We start from the raw sequence: 16,077 nt of genomic DNA on the forward strand, positions 1-16,077 counted from the left end.
TTTCTAAGCTGCCTGCACGGCAGTGAACATCAAAGGCCACAATATTTTTAGCAGTCCAGCTTTCTAAGCTGCCTGCACGGCAGTGAACATCAAATGGTTAAAAGCTTATGGGATGCAATATTTCTAAGCTGCCTGCACGGCAGTGAACGCATCGGGCGCTAACGAAATGACACAGATGATTTTCTAAGCTGCCTGCACGGCAGTGAACTGTAGAATAATAGCAAAAAGGTTTGGCTAATCAGACCGGTAACTCATTTCTGGTTTAAAGACCCTTTTTATTTTTAGCTCGGCACTACACATAAAATCAATAAGTTACGTGTGGGTAAGAAAAAAGGGTTTTGTGCCACGGATTTTCATGTCTAGGCAAATTACTGGAGAACGGGGTTCAAATCCCGCTGGAGAGTTGGGCTCAGATAAGTGCGTGGCTGAAAGCATCAGCGTATCTGATGCTAGAGCTGTGTGATATGGCCAATACACGGTTGCCGCGGGTATCTCAGAGCACACTGTAGTCATCAGCCATTGACGAACTCCCCGCCTCTTTCAGCGACGGGGAGACGAGCACTCAAACTCAGACAGGTTCTACGCGACTGCTCTTGGAGGGTCTAGAAGCGTACAGGAACAACATCATGGCAGCGAAAATGCACAGGAACATTGAGCTGACCATCGGCCATTCACTGCGCGCCGAAGCCAGTGCCAACAACGTTCCTACCACAGCCCCAAGGCTGAAACGTAGCGTTCCTGCCAGTGACGAAGCCGTTCCCGCCATATGTGGGAAATCATCCAAAATAACCGCCATCGCATTCGATGTGATCATTGCGATACATCCCACGTAAGCTGCCACCCCAATCACCAGCGACCAGAAGCCTAGGCCGAAAGCCGCCGTGATGACCAGCCAGATCCCCATGACAAACTGCACCAGCAAACCGAATCGCAGCATGTTTATCGCACCAAAACGACGCACATTACGGCTATTAATCAGCGTCATGATAAACAGGAATACGATGTTTAACGCAAAGTAGTAGCCAAAATGCTGTGGCGATACGCCGTTGAGATCGATGTATACAAAGGGGCCCGCGCTAAGGAATGAGAACATACCGGCAAATGAGAAGCCGCTGGCTAGCATGTAGCACAGCACCCGCTTATGGCGGAACAACGAAGCAAAGTTGCCTAGCGTGGTACGCAAGCGGAACTTTTGTCGTTTCTCTTTCGGCAGCGTTTCCTTAATAAAGATGGCCACCAGTATCGTGCCCAACAGTGCAGCGCCCGCCATTGCCCAAAAAATCGCATGCCAGCTAAACCAAATCAGCAATGCACCGCCCATGATCGGCGCCAGCAGCGGCGCGATAGTCATCACCAACACCACAAACGACATCATGCGAGCGAAATCGTCTTTCTTGAACATATCGCGCATCAGCGCATTGATAACGACGCTTGCCGCTGCGGCGGCTAAACCGTGGATCAAGCGCATCACAATCAGTTGGTCAACAGACTGCGCCATCGCACAGGCCGCCCCTGCCAAGGCAAAGAACAGCGTGCCGTACATGATGACGGGTTTACGCCCAATGCTGTCTGCCATTGGACCATAAATCATTTGCCCAAACGCGAAGCCCAGCGTGTAAGCACTGAGCGTCATCTGCACATCACCGCTTGAAACACCAAATTGTTCAGCGATCACCGGCATACTCGGCAAATACATATCGATAGCCAACGGCATCAACATAGATAACAAACCGAGGATCAGGATCAATCCAAGATGGGAACTACGGGGTGTCTGCACGCAGCACATTCCTTATTCATTGTTCTTGTCGTACTTCAGGCTGTCGCCATGTTGCCACAGCGCGAAGTATTCTAAGCGTTAACGCATTGATTAATTTTTCGACTGTAGCTCTACGGGTAATCCCACGCTGGCAATCTCTTCCTCAGTCAGAGGACGATATTCACCCGGCGCTAAATCTTCATCCAACTCAATGGCACCAATTCGCTCACGGTGTAACTCAACCACACGATTACCGACCGCAGCAAACATGCGTTTTACCTGATGGTAACGCCCTTCGCTGATGGTCAGGCGCACGACATGGGTATCCAGTTGTTCAAGCGTAGCGGGTTTCGTCAGATCTTTCTCGCCGTGCAGCTGCACACCGTGCGCGAACTGTTCTGCCGTGTCGTCTGCCAGCGGATGTTCAAGGGTTACCAAGTAGGTTTTATCGCACTCATGCTTTGGTGAAGTGATTCGGTGCGACCACTGGCCGTCATCGGTTAATAGCACCAGACCCGTGGTATCCAAATCCAAGCGCCCCGCGGCATGCAGTTTTTCGGCTAGCGGCTCATCGATAAAATAGAGAATGGTCGAATGGTCAGGATCGTCCGTGGAACACACATAGCCTTCAGGCTTATGCAGCATGAAATAACGTGGACCGTGGATCTGTTCCAACACTTGACCATCAAAAGCCACTTCTTGTTCTGGGGTGAGCTTGTGCGCACCGCTCTTTACAATTTCGCCGTCTACAGTGACGCGCTTTGCACGCAGTTCTCGGGCAATCAGCGCACGGCTGATACCTAACTGCTGGGATAAAAACTTGTCCAGTCGCATGGAACCTGCTTTGTATTTCTATAAGAATCGGAGGGTTTCATTGAGCGTGCGCGCTATTACCGCCTGAGCGGTACGGGCATCGTTCATAAACCAAAGAAGAACCGAGGATTATAGCGACTCTTCACCGCCGCGCCTATCTCAAGCGTAGTTTAATTATCCGCGGAGTATCTGAAACAAGGGTGATATTGCCGCAGCGCCCCTATTTTGAGGAATGCTAGGGATATTGCTTAGCAGCATTGCCAAACTCACCCTTTTTACTGCATGCTATATTACTGTACACTTTTACAGGAGATTTCTATGTCATCCATCCACGGTCATGAAGTGCTCAACATGATGATTGATTCTGGCGAGTCGTTTTCAACCGCGAGCCTGATTGCCGCCATTGAGCAGCGCTTTGGTGCCGACGCCCGTTTTCATACCTGTTCTCAGCAAGATTTGACCGCCGCTCAACTGGTGGATTTTTTGGCATCACGCGGCAAATTCATTCCTAGCGATAATGGTTTTAACACTCATAGCAGTAAAATCTGCCAACATTAATAGACATTCGATAATAGCAATTTAATGGCCTTTACTCTTCGCCCTTACCAACGTGAGGCGGTGGAAGCAACCATCGCACACTTCAGAAAACACCAAGAACCTGCGGTTATCGTGTTACCTACCGGCGCGGGTAAAAGTCTGGTCATTGCCGAGCTGGCAAAGCTGGCCCGTGGCCGCGTTCTGGTGCTCGCTCACGTAAAAGAGTTGGTGGCGCAAAACCACAGTAAATACTGTGCTTATGGTCTGGATGCCGATATTTTTTCCGCCGGCTTGCAACAGAAAGAGAGCAGCGGAAAAGTGGTATTTGGCAGTGTGCAGTCCGTAGCGCGTAACCTGCCGCTGTTCAACGGCGAGTTCTCATTACTGATCGTGGATGAATGCCACCGAATCAGCGACAGCGACGATAGCCAGTACCAGCAAATTCTTCAGCATTTGCGCAGTAACAATCCCAATCTGCGTTTGCTCGGCCTTACAGCCACGCCCTATCGTCTTGGCAAAGGTTGGATCTATCAGTATCACTATCACGGTATTACGCGCGGCGACAGCAACAGCCTTTTTCGCGACTGCATTTACGAATTGCCGCTACGTTATATGATCAAAAACCAATTTCTGGTTCCGCCAGAAAGATTGGACATGCCGGTAGTGCAGTACGACTTCAGTCGTCTGGAACCCAACAGCAACGGATTATTTCGTGAAGCCGATCTCAACCGTGAGCTAAAAGATCAGCAGCGGATCACGCCGCATATCGTCAGTCAAATTATGGAATTTGCCGCCACGCGCAAAGGCGTGATGATTTTTGCCTCTACCGTTGAACATGCGCGCGAAATCCACGGTCTTTTGCCTCCTGAACAGGCAGCGCTGGTGAGCGCAGAAACCCCGGGCGATGAGCGTGACGCCATTATCAACGCGTTTAAGCGGCAGGAGCTGCTTTATCTGGTGAACGTCGCGGTGCTTACCACCGGATTTGATGCGCCCCACGTCGATTTGATCGCCATTTTACGACCAACGGAATCCATCAGCCTATACCAACAAATTGTCGGTCGTGGTCTTCGTCTATCGCCGGGGAAAACCGACTGTCTGATCCTCGATTACGCCGGTAACCCACACGATCTGTTTACCCCTGAAGTGGGAACCACCAAGCCCCACAGCGATAGCCAACCGGTACAGGTTTTCTGCCCTGGATGCGGCTTTGCCAATACGTTTTGGGGGAAAACGACGGAAAACGGCGACATTATTGAGCACTATGGCCGCCGCTGTCAGGGATGGCTGGAAGACGATGAAGGTGGGCGTGAACAATGTGACTACCGTTTTCGCTTCAAAACCTGCCCACACTGCGGAGCGGAAAACGACATCGCCGCTCGACGCTGCCATCAGTGTCATCAGGTATTAGTCGATCCCGATGATATGCTAAAAGAAGCCCTGAAACTAAAAGACGCCTTAGTGCTGCGTTGTGGCGGAATGCAGCTTCAGCACGGAGAAGATGACAAAGGCGAGTGGCTGTCGATCACCTATTACGACGAAGATGGTGCTGACGTCAGTGAACGGTTTCGCTTAAAAACCCCCGCTCAGCGCACCGCCTTTATGCAGTTATTTTTACGTCCGCACCTTCGCGCACCCGGTATAGAGCTGGTCTGGAAACATGCTGCGGATATTGTGGCTCAGCAAGAGAAACTTCGTTACCCCGATTTTGTGGTCGCCCGCATGAAGGGACGGTTTTGGCAAATAAGAGAAAAAGTTTTCGATTATCAGGGGCGTTATCGCAAAGCTGATTCGCTACGCGGCTAGGTTTTCTTGCCAAAGCGGGCAGATTTATTTGCCGTAAGCCCCGTGTTTCGTTAGAATGCCGCCCGCTTTTACTATTAAAAGCAGAATCTCCTGCCTGTTGCTGGGTCGCCTGTAACAGGTCTAAATTTTATATAGAGATACAATTATGTTCACTATTGAAGCAACTGCACGTAAAGAGCAGGGTAAGGGTGCGAGCCGCCGCCTGCGTACTTCTGGTAAGTTCCCAGCTATCGTTTATGGCGGAAACCAAGAACCAGTAGCCGTAGAAATCGATCATGACACGACTTGGAACATGCAAGAGAAAGAAGGCTTTTACGAACAAGTAATCGCTCTGATGATCGACGGCAAAGAAACCAAAGTTAAGGTTCAAGCTGTTCAGCGTCACCCGTTCAAACGTAAACTGACTCACGTTGACTTCGTTCGCGCTTAATTGCCGACTGAGTTAAACCGAGTTTCGTTAGTTTGAAAGAAAAAACGCCGCAATTGCGGCGTTTTTTTTATCTCAAATTCGGTGCAAAAGATTAATTCCCACCGCTGCTACGACGCTGTAGCTGATCGCGCAAGTTCGGTGGTGTTCCTTTGATGGTCAGCGTATCCGTCGCCGGATCCCAAAAAATACGCTCGCCGAGCAGCATCGCATCAAAGTTAATGGTCAAACCGCCACCGCTGCCCGCCATTTTAGTCAGTTGGCGCAGCGTGCTACGATCGGCAGGGAAACTCTCTTCTAAATCATAACCCTGTTCGGCGGTAAACTGCTGGAAGTCTTTCTCCCCCACCGGTGGGATTTCTTTGGCCAACGCCTCGAGTTCAATCTCTTCACCCGCCTGTAACTGACCGTTACAGTAGCTGTACACCTGCTGACGATATGCCTGACGCTCATTCTTATCCAATTGCCCTTCAGCGCAGTAATCATCAACCGCCTGTAACAGCCCTCGGTTTTGAGCTTTAGCATCGAGCCCTTCGCTCGCGGCGAGAAAATCCATAAAGAAATCGGAAACTTTTCGACCGACGCGACCTTTCAGGAAGGTTAAATAGCGGTGGGATTCTGGGTTGGTTTCCCACTCGGTGAGATCGATCCGCGCAACAATATCGGCGCGCATGATATCGAGGTAGTGAGTGCTGCTGATATCGAGCTCTTCATTGACGCGCATGCTGCTACAGCTGTTAAGAACCGCAATCAACAAATACTCCACGGCCAGATAGCGATATTGGCAGAACAGCACCACGCCGCCATCGGCGAACGGATATTTTGCGAGTTCATCACGTAAGCGGCCGGTCGCTGCACGGCTGAATGCCAGAAAATCCTCATTGCCGCGACGGTAGTTACGCAATGCCTCTGCCAACTCGCTCTCTTCAGAGAAGGTGCCATAGGCTTTGCTTTTCGCACTGTATACGCGATGCAACTCAGCCATCATCTCTTCTACTGCCGCATTTTTGGCTAGCAATGAATCACGTAGCACCACGTCTAATTGCTGCTCGTCGCGTTTAACCAACTGATGCAACGCAATCTGTTCGAGATCCAGACTCATTTTTCTTCTCCCATTTCGCCCCGGACACGTTTAGGCGCGTATTCAAACACTGTTGATTCTTCCCCGCAAGCGAGGCTGAATGTATTTTGATAAATTGGGGGGTGGAAGCTAAGGTATAATCAATGAAAATAACAAATGTATAAAAGAGCGGAAAATCACGCGCCTATACGGTAAGATATGGCACTTTGTCAGTCTGAGAAGCTTAATTCTATGCCACAATCATCCCGTTACAGTGACGAACACGTTGAACAACTGCTCAGTGAGCTGGCCAACGTACTGGAATCGCACCACACGCCAAACGATCTTTCTTTGATGGTTTTGGGTAATATGGTGACGAATCTGATTAACACCAGCATCGCACCTACACAGCGCCATGCTATTGCACGCTCTTTTGCTGAAGCTTTACAGGCTTCAATTCGGGAAGATAAAGCCCATTAATTTTTTGCTCGGACGTATAGACATACTTTTATGGTGACAAACCGTCAGCGATACCGTGAAAAAGTTTCCCAGATGATTAGCTGGGGGCATTGGTTCGCTCTGTTTAATATTCTGCTCGGTCTGCTTTTGGGCAGCCGATACCTGTTTGTTGCCGATTGGCCCTCTTCATTGTTTGGGCGTGTCTATGCGGTGATCAGCTGGTTAGGGCACTTTAGCTTTGTTGGCTTTTCTGCCTATCTACTGATTATATTCCCACTCACGTTTGTGGTGATGTCGCAGCGACTGCTGCGCTTTATTTCCGCCGCGCTGGCGACCACAGGGCTAACGCTCCTGCTGGTTGACTCTGAGGTCTTTACGCGTTTCCACCTCCATCTCAATCCGGTGGTATGGGAACTGGTCGTCAACCCAGACCAAGGTGAGCTGGCGCGAGACTGGCAGCTGATGTTCATCTGCGTGCCAGTCATTTTTCTGGTCGAAATGCTGTTTGGTACTTGGAGCTGGCAGAAGCTGCGCAGCCTGAACCGACAAAAATTCGGCAAACCGCTAGCAGGGCTGTTTATCACGGCGTTTCTGGCGTCACATCTGATCTACATCTGGGCCGATGCGAACTTCTATCGCCCTATCACCATGCAGCGCTCCAACCTTCCGCTTTCATATCCAATGACGGCGCGACGTTTCTTGGAAAAACATGGTCTATTAGATGCTCAGGAATTCCAAAATCGATTGACCCAGACCGGTAGTCCGGAGGCGGTATCCGTTGAATATCCACTAAGCAAGCTCAGCTTTGCGGATAAAGGTGCGGGTTATAACCTTCTGGTGATTGCCGTTGATGGCCTGCGGGCCGACGACATCAAACAAGACCTGCCACAGCTTGCCGCGTTTGGTGATGAGAATCTGGATTTCACCCAGCACTATAGTTCAGGTAACAATCTGGATAACGGGCTGTTTGGTCTGTTCTATGGTATCTCGCCTTCCTACCTTGAAGGTATCTTGGCTGGACGCAAACCGTCGGCGTTAATTAACGCGCTCAGCCAACAGCACTACCAGTTTGGTCTGTTCTCTTCAGACGGCTTTAGCGCCCCACTCTATCGTCAAGCATTGCTGACCGATTTCAGCTTGCCTGCGCCAATCCGTCAAAGCGATGCCGATACCACCAAGCAATGGCAACAATGGCTGGCGACCCAAACGACCCAATCGCCGTGGTTCTCTTACGTGAATTTAAACGGTACACGTAGCGCCCTGGCGGGCAATTCTGGACATAAGCCAGAAGATTTCATGGCGAAATATCAGAAGGCGGCTTCCGGCGTTGATGCTCAGATAGCGACAATTCTGGATACGCTCAAGCAACGCGGCGAACTGGATAAAACGGTCGTTGTGATTACCGCCAGCCACGGTATCGAATTTAACGACAGTGGCAAAGGTGATTGGGGCTTCGGTACTAACTATAGCCGCTATCAACTGCAGGTTCCGTTGATTATCCATTGGCCGGGAACACCGGCTCAAACCATCAACAAGCTCACCAGCCACGCCGATGTTATGGCAACGTTGATGCAACGCTTACTGCACGTTGATACCCGCGCCGTTAACTACACGCAGGGTGAAGACCTGTTTGCGCCAAGCAGGAAACACAACTGGCTGGCACTGGGTGATAGTGATGAGTTAGTCATCGTGACACCAAAACAAACCATCACCTTGGATAAGAATGGCCGCTATCGTACCTACGATGCTGACAATGAAGAGATAAAAGGTGAAAAACCACAGCTAGCCTTGCTGCTGCAGGTACTCACGGATGTGAAACGCTTTATCGCCAATTAAAACTGGTTAAATAACACGCGATCGCAACGCCATTGTCTTGATAAACGGCAGTTTTTGAGTACTATAAGCCTGTTCGGCACGTAGCGCAGCCTGGTAGCGCACCGTCATGGGGTGTCGGGGGTCGGAGGTTCAAATCCTCTCGTGCCGACCAAATAATCCCAAGAAAACCAACCTGTTATGGTTGGTTTTTTTATGCCTTCAATTTGTCGCGACGACTCATATTGCGCGCTGCTGGAAATCAAAAAGCATCAGAGGTAATTTGAAGCGGTTTGCGAAAGTGCTCGAAGAAGCTGAAGAATGGCTGATATACGACGAATTTAGGGCAGCCTAAAGCTATTTAAAATCCTCATGACCATGACCACGCTGAGGTTGAGGTATACTGCTTCAAGCGGAGTAAACTCAAATAACTTTGCTATAGACAGACATAGGGATTGTCACAGTTCTGGTCAGAAGACATTGAGATTGAGAATATGGAAATAAATCACTGCGAATTACATGTTAAAGACCTTATCGGCCTATCCCTGATTTTGATTGTGTGGGCAGTACTCGTGTGGAACTTCATTTCTTGCTGCTTCACAGGGCGTGCTAGCTTTATGTTTTCCCGCCATAGCTTCAGGCGCACCAAGAACGAATTGGGAATCATTGGGGATCGAAAGAGCAGTAAGATACTCTATTTCTTAGCTATGGCGCTCAAGTTACTTTTGATTGTGTTTTTTTCATACAGTATATTCGTTCCATTGTTCAGCCCTGGAGTATTTGATGAGGTAATCGGTCGCATTTTTACCTGCCCTAAGTGAGTTCTGATCCCCCTCGTACTCCTACCTTGCTGTAAATTTTTGATGCTGAAAAACTTGCTCGATTCGTCGTGAATTTTGATACAGAGATTCATTGACCATACAAGACAATAAAGTAAAATACCACCACTCATCAATATGATGAACAATTTCAACGACAATGTTTGATACCTTGATTTGAGGCCTTATGGGAAATTGCAATTATACATATGATGAGTTCATTCTTGTCGAAAATAAGTTATTAGAATCTGACACGCTGAACATCACATTTTGTTTTGATGATAAATTTGCTATGCCATGCGGTGTCGCTATCACCTCTGTGATAAAACACAATCCTAATATAAATCTTCACTTTCATTTGTTTTCTGAAGATATAAGTCAAGATAGCCAAAACAGATTCTCAAAGATATCAGGGGATAACGTATCTATTACCGTATATAAAATACATGGCGATATGTATATCAACGAAAAAACGTTGACTCAGGGATTATCAAAAGCAAGCTGCCTAAGGTTCCTCGCTCCTGACATCATTGATAGCTCGGTTGAAAGGCTGCTTTACCTTGATGGTGACATGATATGCCTAGGTAAGCTCGATAAATTGTTTAGTCTAAATTTAGATAGAAAAATTGCAGCGGTCGTAGAAGATTTAGAAGTAACACAAAAAAAATATAAGTTACAGACTCACCTACCACCAATTGAAAATTATTTCAATTCAGGATTTATGTTTATAAACACGGTGGAGTGGAAAAATAACAATATCACTGAACGCTGTTTTAGCATGATAAATAATGGTGATATATATAAATTCGCAGACCAAGATGTATTAAACATATTGCTCAATAACAAAAAGCTAGTTATAGATAGTGCGTACAATAGAATAATAACATTGACGCCATTAAAAATTTTAGATGCTGAATTTGAATCTAACAGTATAATTCTTCACTACACCACAGAAAACAAGCCGTGGTATACCATTTATGAGTCATCAATATTCCTCAATCATTTCCGTACATCACCTTGGGCTGACTTTAAATTAAAAGAGGCCCCCACAGCCACAGCATTTAGACTCAAAGCTAAAAAGCACCTGAGAGAAAAGAACTACTTCGGGTTCGTAAAATATTACTACCGTTATTTACTGAAAAAACATTCGGCTTCGTAAATCTCTGGAATTTAGCCAATCTGCATTTTACCAACGACAGCCACATATCTATGTGTGGCTGAAAAAATCATTTCTGAATTAACTTCGTCAGTTATAGCAGCACCATATCAATTTTGCCGAAAACAGATGGCTGCATAACAGCCCACCGCGACTTAGATCCTTGCCATTGTAAATATCCAAAATCGACAAACTTTGGCCCTTTTTTTGTCAAATTTAAATTTTATCAGACTATACTTATAACGATAATTTTCGACATATATAAAGGATATCTTCATGAAAACTAAACATGCTCTACTATCTGGCTGCGCTTTAGCGGCAAGCTTACTACTTGCATCAATAACCAGCGTGCAGGCAGCAGAAAATAATCCAAGCAAAATGACCTGTGAAGAGTTCGTCAATCTGAACCCTAAAGCCATGGCTCCTGTCGCGCTTTGGATGCTCAACGATAAAACTGAATACAAAGGTGGAGATTCTGTTGATCTGAATATGGTCGAAACCGTCGCCGTTCCTCAAACACTAGAGTTCTGCAAAAAATCACCCAAAGCTAACGTTTACGAATTCAAAAACAACCTACAATCACTGATTGCTCATTAATTTTCTTCAGTAGAGAGCAGCATGTTATCGCGTCGACCTGCTCACTCAGGTCGGCGCAAATTCTATTGTCAGCACGACAAGAAAAGGCTTACAACCTAAAGCACACCTCATCCATCTATAAATAAATCATGCACTAATTTTGTTAAATGGCTTAATGGCGCGATTTATCCTATCCAATACGATTCCCCTCCCAACTTAAAAACATTTAACTTTCAATCACTTAATCATTTCAATAAGATTTTATTATGTAATAAATCAAAGCGCGCATTTAGTTAATAAATTTAATAGATCTAAATCAATAACTTATGTAAATTTATGCGATATAACAATTTCATCACTCACAGTAATTTGTAAGTTTCCCTGGTGTTGGCCTATGGCTACTCTCATCCACACATACGGGGATGAGAGTTTTTTTTATTGCGTATGGAGCTCTATTGAATGAAAACCAGTCGTTGCTATTTAGCGGCCAATAGCTATGTGAAAGTAGTATGTTCGGAGCCTGCAAAGGTTCTTCTGATCCATGAAAAGCAATACGAGCGTTTTTGTCGTGATAGCTGGGCTGATTATCATGGCGGCTTTTTTAGTTCTTTTCCCGCGGTGATAGAGGTTCCCTATGATGGCATATGGAACATCGTTATCGATACGCACAGCGCAGAATGCGCTCCTCCCTCGGTCAAAATAAGCATCATTTCAGACAGCGACTTATGTACGGGCTAGCTGCGCACCTGCCACACACCTTGGACTGTTACCTGCGTCATAACTCAAAACACGGCTTTATGCTAAGCTGTGCCCTCATCAAATTAGCCAGAGACCCCTAATGAGAAAAATAACCATCGTGATGATTATCATGGCCGCTGCGGTATACGCGTATAACTACCTGTAACTTAAGAAATATTGATTTGACGAAAGCGGTGATTGATAGGGCAGATTTCGTAAATAAAGTGGCGGTGCAGACCAGCGGCATCGCCATTTCGAGAAAACAACATCAGAGCAATTACAGCTCAGTGCTTGAGTCAACCAACGGTACACGGATAGATAATGCATTTAAGGCAATCCGATGAACCATCTGGCTAACGCTGGTGCAACAGTCAGACAATACCTTTATAGAATACTTCTCTGCCGCTTTTGAGACTGCCGTAAATGCCACGCAGTTCTGCGTCATCATGCCACAAATAAGCAATTCCTCGATATCTCTGGCTGATAAAACACTTTCCAAATCAGTATGATAAAAGCTATCGGCAAACGACTTGACGACGACTTCAGCCTGCGGTGCAGCAGCCAAGATACGCGGATGAATATCCACACCCGTCGTGCCTTTATTGAAGAAAGGGGCTGTGCCGCGGCTTACATCCGCAACATGCTGAACCAGAATGATCGGTATACTTTTTAACTGAGCTTTAGCGACGGCATTTTCAATCTTGCTCAGCGTATCCTCTGTATTCCATTGAGGGTAATTACCCCCATCGAAGTAATCATTCTGGATATCAATAACGATTAGGGCTTGCTTTGGCATGCTGTTTTCCTTGTATGTGAGATAACATCCACCGCTATGATCTGTACTCTAGAAGAAAATTCCAACCATAATCAACATTAAGCTCTCTGCAATAATAGTGGCATAAATCAAGTATCCGCTTTCCTACTTTCGCACCACTGATTTTGATTTATGTTAGGTTTACAGGGCTGTTGAGGCGGAAACGGTGGGGATGGCAAAAAGATTTACCAACAAGCTCGATTCAAATCAGCTCACTATGCAGCATAGTGGTTTTATAAAATAAAACACCCTGTCAGCAAACTGCTCACAGGGTGTGATGAGTATCTTGTTAATCCAGCCACAGAATATGCGCTGAATTTTTCTTGATTGCTCTCTTACATCCTGACGTTCATCAGGCCTGAAGAGGAGCTAGGCTTACGCAGTCGTTGCCGTTTTCTTGTTTCCACGATACGGACGGCGCTGCTGTGATGAAGGAGCATCACCGCGAGATTCAGGCTTGCGCCCTTCTCCCTGTGCACGGCGTTGACCACCGTTGTTAGCGCGAGGTTTATCGCCGGAGCGAGCGCCATCACGCGATTGTCCATTACCTTGGCTGCGGCCCTGAGATTGGCCACGACCTTGACCGCGACCTTGGCTTTGACGGCCATTCTGGATCGGATCGGCCTTAATGCTAGGGTCTGGCTCATAGCCTTCAATAGCGATACGCGGAATTTCGCGTTTAAGCAGGCGTTCAATATCACGCAGCAGCTTATGTTCATCCACGCAAACTAATGACAGTGCTTCGCCAGTACATTCGGCACGACCAGTACGGCCGATACGGTGTACGTAATCTTCCGGTACGTTTGGCAGCTCGAAGTTAACCACATGAGGTAACTGATCGATATCTAAACCACGAGCGGCGATATCGGTCGCCACCAGTACACGAATTGAGCCTGTTTTGAAATCAGCTAATGCTCGGGTACGTGCGCCTTGACTTTTATTACCATGGATAGCCGCAGCGGTAATACCGTCTTTATTCAACTGTTCAGCCAAATGGTTGGCACCATATTTAGTACGGGTAAATACCAGCACCTGCTGCCAGTTGTGAGTGCCAATCAGCTGAGACAGCAGTTCACGCTTACGGCGTTTATCCACAAAATGCACCGACTGCGCAACCTGCTCAGAGGCGGTGTTGCGGCGTGCAACCTCAACGGAGGCAGGATTGGTCAGCAGTTTGTTTGCCAGTTCTTTGATTTCGTCAGAGAACGTCGCAGAGAACAGTAAGTTTTGGCGCTTAGCGGGCAGCTTAGCTAACACGCGACGGATATCATGGATAAAGCCCATATCCAGCATACGGTCAGCTTCATCCAACACCAAAATCTCAACTTTAGACAAATCAACCGCGTGTTGATGTTCCAAGTCCAGCAAACGTCCCGGCGTTGCCACCAGCACATCAACACCACCGCGTAGTTTCATCATCTGCGGGTTAATGCTGACGCCGCCGAATACCACCAGCGAACGAAGATTCAAATATTTGCTGTAATCACGCACGTTCTCGCCGATCTGGGCTGCCAGCTCGCGGGTTGGTGTCAAAATTAACGCGCGTACAGGGCGACGGCCTTTTGCTGGCTGAGCGTCCTGAGAAAGAATTTGTAACAGCGGCAAGGTGAAGCCCGCAGTTTTACCCGTGCCCGTTTGCGCACTGGCCATCAGGTCACGACGCTGTAGAACGACGGGGATAGCTTGGGATTGGATAGGCGTAGGTTCGCGGTAGCCCTGTTCTTCAACAGCGCGCAGCAGTTCGGCACTCAGGCCGAGAGTATCAAAAGACATATTAGGGTAAAACTCCAAATCCACCTTGACCCGAAAGGACGGGTGCAGTTTCCGGGTGGATTTATCAGACGCGGTAGTATAAGAAATCACCACGAGGGATAGGCACAAACTGCGAGTGCAACATAATTGTGTCGGATTCTAACAGAAAATGTGATCAAAGTCTGGTTTGTTTTTTAGGGGATAAGATTTTGTTCGCCAGTCGTTGTTGGAACGGCGGTGAAATGTTTCGACCGCCTATCAATTACGGTATTTCCATACAACCTCAGCCAAAGGCGTTCGAGCCGGGTGTGCCAGCGCGCACACCCAGCACAGTAGATATACGAAAAGTTGCACCGTTATCATATCTATCACGCCTACCGCTCTCTAAGCGCCTCTTTCACCTTATTCAGTGGCTTAATCAAATAATCCAACACCGTTTTCTGACCCGTTTTAATCTCTACGCTGGCCACCATCCCCGGTAATATTGGGAATTTGCGCCCTGCTTTGTTGCTTAGCTCCGCGCTTTGGGTGCGTACGTATACTCGGTAATAATATTGGTCGCGGCGGACTTCATCTTGTAGCGTATCGGGCGAGACAATTTCTACCGTGCCGTTTAAATTGCCATAGATGGAGGAATCATAGGCGGTGATCTTAACCGTGGCCGGTAGCCCAGGACGAATGTAGGCAATATCGCGAGGGTTAATACGCGTTTCTATCAACAGCTGATCTTCTAGCGGGACAATCTCCATCAGTTTGCCCCCCGGCTGCAGCACACCGCCAACCGTCATCACCTGAATATCCTTCACGATGCCGCGCACCGGTGAAATCATAGTGACGCGATCTAGCTGATCTTCCTTACCAGCCATGACCTCGAGTTGAGCATCCAAATCGGCATTGTTCTTAACCTGTTCTTCACGCGCCCTAAGCGCATATTGGTTACGAGCATCATCGATTTTGCCCTGTAATTCGCTGGCCTGCCGCTGTAAACGAATAACCTCAACCTGACTTGCCGCCCCTTTGGCAACCAGCGGCTGAGTCATCTTCAGCTCGGCAACCACCAACCGATACGACTCCTGTAAATTCGCCACGGTTTCATTCAAATTGCGGCGGCGAGACTCATAGAGCTGACGTTCACGCGCCACTAGCGCAGGTTCAGCCAGCGTGCTGGCACTGAATTTTAGCGGTTCTCCGGTCAGTTCAGAACGCAAACGCTCAGAAGACGCACGAAGCGCCCGCGCTCTGGCCGCGGCTTCACCGTAGTTAGACTGAAATCGTTTGGGATCAAGGCGCGCGAGAATTTGTCCCTTTTTGACAATATCTCCTTCATGCACCAGCAGCGCAGAAACAATACCGCCATCCAAACTTTCAATCAGTTGGGCACGGATTGACGTCGTCACTTTACCGGTGCCGACGGTGACTTCATCCAGCGTGGCAAAATAGGCCCAAATGAAAAATCCCACCATACCCGCCAACGTGATCCAAACGACTGATGAATAGAAACGTGACTGACGCGCCATATCTTCCTGCATTGTGAGTTCTGCCATATCGCCCCC

14 protein-coding genes, 1 tRNA gene and 1 CRISPR repeat array are annotated in these 16,077 nt (G+C 47.8%); of the genes, 9 read left to right on the forward strand and 6 right to left on the reverse strand.

The window, feature by feature from the left end:
* A CRISPR array of direct repeats spans positions 1 to 208; the repeat unit is 28 nt; unit sequence TTTCTAAGCTGCCTGCACGGCAGTGAAC.
* Between the two features lie 360 nt (positions 209 to 568).
* Positions 569 to 1,777, reverse strand: a complete 1,209-nt coding sequence (locus HMPREF3091_RS03850; RefSeq protein ID WP_070714372.1) for a Bcr/CflA family multidrug efflux MFS transporter — start codon at positions 1,775 to 1,777, stop codon at positions 569 to 571.
* A 90-nt stretch (positions 1,778 to 1,867) separates the two neighbouring features.
* Positions 1,868 to 2,590 carry a 16S rRNA pseudouridine(516) synthase RsuA gene (gene rsuA, locus HMPREF3091_RS03855; protein WP_004089541.1) on the reverse strand — a complete coding sequence of 241 codons (723 nt, stop codon included), beginning with the start codon at positions 2,588 to 2,590 and terminating at the stop codon, positions 1,868 to 1,870.
* A gap of 297 nt (positions 2,591 to 2,887) precedes the next feature.
* On the opposite strand from rsuA, the gene HMPREF3091_RS03860 reads away from it, so the two are divergent.
* The 3 genes from HMPREF3091_RS03860 (at position 2,888) to rplY (ending at position 5,342) form a co-directional block, all read left to right on the forward strand.
* Positions 2,888 to 3,127, forward strand: a complete 240-nt coding sequence (locus HMPREF3091_RS03860) for a YecH family metal-binding protein (RefSeq protein ID WP_035502191.1) — start codon at positions 2,888 to 2,890, stop codon at positions 3,125 to 3,127.
* 24 nt (positions 3,128 to 3,151) lie between these two features.
* Positions 3,152 to 4,912: a DNA repair helicase RadD gene (locus tag HMPREF3091_RS03865; RefSeq protein WP_070714343.1), complete on the forward strand. Its 1,761-nt coding sequence runs from the start codon at positions 3,152 to 3,154 to the stop codon at positions 4,910 to 4,912.
* 145 nt (positions 4,913 to 5,057) lie between these two features.
* Positions 5,058 to 5,342 carry a 50S ribosomal protein L25 gene (rplY, locus tag HMPREF3091_RS03870; protein ID WP_004089547.1) on the forward strand — a complete coding sequence of 95 codons (285 nt, stop codon included), beginning with the start codon at positions 5,058 to 5,060 and terminating at the stop codon, positions 5,340 to 5,342.
* Positions 5,343 to 5,433: 91 nt separating this feature from the next.
* Here the strand turns inward: rplY and yejK are convergent, their stop codons facing one another.
* Positions 5,434 to 6,441, reverse strand: coding sequence for a nucleoid-associated protein YejK (gene yejK, locus HMPREF3091_RS03875; protein WP_004089548.1), 1,008 nt, complete (start codon positions 6,439 to 6,441; stop codon positions 5,434 to 5,436).
* Positions 6,442 to 6,651: 210 nt separating this feature from the next.
* Here yejK and HMPREF3091_RS03880 point away from each other — a divergent pair, with 210 nt between their 5' ends.
* The 6 genes from HMPREF3091_RS03880 (at position 6,652) to HMPREF3091_RS03910 (ending at position 11,958) form a co-directional block, all read left to right on the forward strand.
* A complete protein-coding gene (locus tag HMPREF3091_RS03880; RefSeq protein WP_035502208.1) occupies positions 6,652 to 6,879 on the forward strand; it encodes a YejL family protein in 228 nt (75 codons plus the stop codon).
* 30 nt (positions 6,880 to 6,909) lie between these two features.
* Entirely contained in the window at positions 6,910 to 8,694 is a 1,785-nt protein-coding gene (yejM, locus tag HMPREF3091_RS03885) for an LPS biosynthesis-modulating metalloenzyme YejM (RefSeq protein WP_004089550.1), read from the forward strand.
* 74 nt (positions 8,695 to 8,768) lie between these two features.
* Positions 8,769 to 8,845: transfer RNA gene (locus tag HMPREF3091_RS03890), tRNA-Pro, on the forward strand.
* 830 nt (positions 8,846 to 9,675) lie between these two features.
* Positions 9,676 to 10,647: a glycosyltransferase family 8 protein gene (locus HMPREF3091_RS03900; RefSeq protein WP_070714349.1), complete on the forward strand. Its 972-nt coding sequence runs from the start codon at positions 9,676 to 9,678 to the stop codon at positions 10,645 to 10,647.
* A gap of 273 nt (positions 10,648 to 10,920) precedes the next feature.
* Complete coding sequence (gene hdeB, locus HMPREF3091_RS03905; protein WP_004089553.1) at positions 10,921 to 11,241, forward strand: acid-activated periplasmic chaperone HdeB; 321 nt, start codon at positions 10,921 to 10,923, stop codon at positions 11,239 to 11,241.
* Between the two features lie 438 nt (positions 11,242 to 11,679).
* Positions 11,680 to 11,958, forward strand: a complete 279-nt coding sequence (locus HMPREF3091_RS03910; RefSeq protein WP_070714350.1) for a DUF1883 domain-containing protein — start codon at positions 11,680 to 11,682, stop codon at positions 11,956 to 11,958.
* 277 nt (positions 11,959 to 12,235) lie between these two features.
* Here the strand turns inward: HMPREF3091_RS03910 and HMPREF3091_RS03915 are convergent, their stop codons facing one another.
* The 3 genes from HMPREF3091_RS03915 to HMPREF3091_RS03925 form a co-directional block, all read right to left on the reverse strand.
* Entirely contained in the window at positions 12,236 to 12,754 is a 519-nt protein-coding gene (locus tag HMPREF3091_RS03915) for a cysteine hydrolase family protein (protein ID WP_070714353.1), read from the reverse strand.
* Positions 12,755 to 13,147: 393 nt separating this feature from the next.
* Complete coding sequence (gene rhlE, locus HMPREF3091_RS03920; RefSeq protein WP_070714354.1) at positions 13,148 to 14,545, reverse strand: ATP-dependent RNA helicase RhlE; 1,398 nt, start codon at positions 14,543 to 14,545, stop codon at positions 13,148 to 13,150.
* A 353-nt stretch (positions 14,546 to 14,898) separates the two neighbouring features.
* Positions 14,899 to 16,068 (reverse strand): beta-barrel domain-containing protein, encoded by a 1,170-nt coding sequence (locus HMPREF3091_RS03925; RefSeq protein WP_004089560.1) that lies wholly within the window; start codon positions 16,066 to 16,068, stop codon positions 14,899 to 14,901.
* Positions 16,069 to 16,077 lie beyond the last annotated feature (9 nt).

The organism is Hafnia sp. HMSC23F03 (assembly GCF_001816025.1).
Classification (GTDB): Bacteria; Pseudomonadota; Gammaproteobacteria; order Enterobacterales; family Enterobacteriaceae; genus Hafnia; species Hafnia paralvei.

Excerpts from the sequence above, each read along its gene's own strand:
- rsuA (WP_004089541.1), bottom strand. The coding sequence starts at position 2,590 with ATGCGACTGGACAAGTTTTTATCCCAGCAGTTAGGTATCAGCCGTGCG.
- HMPREF3091_RS03860 (WP_035502191.1), top strand. The coding sequence starts at position 2,888 with ATGTCATCCATCCACGGTCATGAAGTGCTCAACATGATGATTGATTCT.
- HMPREF3091_RS03865 (WP_070714343.1), top strand. The coding sequence starts at position 3,152 with ATGGCCTTTACTCTTCGCCCTTACCAACGTGAGGCGGTGGAAGCAACC.
- rplY (WP_004089547.1), top strand. The coding sequence starts at position 5,058 with ATGTTCACTATTGAAGCAACTGCACGTAAAGAGCAGGGTAAGGGTGCG.
- yejK (WP_004089548.1), bottom strand. The coding sequence starts at position 6,441 with ATGAGTCTGGATCTCGAACAGATTGCGTTGCATCAGTTGGTTAAACGC.
- HMPREF3091_RS03880 (WP_035502208.1), top strand. The coding sequence starts at position 6,652 with ATGCCACAATCATCCCGTTACAGTGACGAACACGTTGAACAACTGCTC.
- yejM (WP_004089550.1), top strand. The coding sequence starts at position 6,910 with ATGGTGACAAACCGTCAGCGATACCGTGAAAAAGTTTCCCAGATGATT.
- HMPREF3091_RS03900 (WP_070714349.1), top strand. The coding sequence starts at position 9,676 with ATGGGAAATTGCAATTATACATATGATGAGTTCATTCTTGTCGAAAAT.
- hdeB (WP_004089553.1), top strand. The coding sequence starts at position 10,921 with ATGAAAACTAAACATGCTCTACTATCTGGCTGCGCTTTAGCGGCAAGC.
- HMPREF3091_RS03910 (WP_070714350.1), top strand. The coding sequence starts at position 11,680 with ATGAAAACCAGTCGTTGCTATTTAGCGGCCAATAGCTATGTGAAAGTA.
- HMPREF3091_RS03915 (WP_070714353.1), bottom strand. The coding sequence starts at position 12,754 with ATGCCAAAGCAAGCCCTAATCGTTATTGATATCCAGAATGATTACTTC.
- rhlE (WP_070714354.1), bottom strand. The coding sequence starts at position 14,545 with ATGTCTTTTGATACTCTCGGCCTGAGTGCCGAACTGCTGCGCGCTGTT.
- HMPREF3091_RS03925 (WP_004089560.1), bottom strand. The coding sequence starts at position 16,068 with ATGGCAGAACTCACAATGCAGGAAGATATGGCGCGTCAGTCACGTTTC.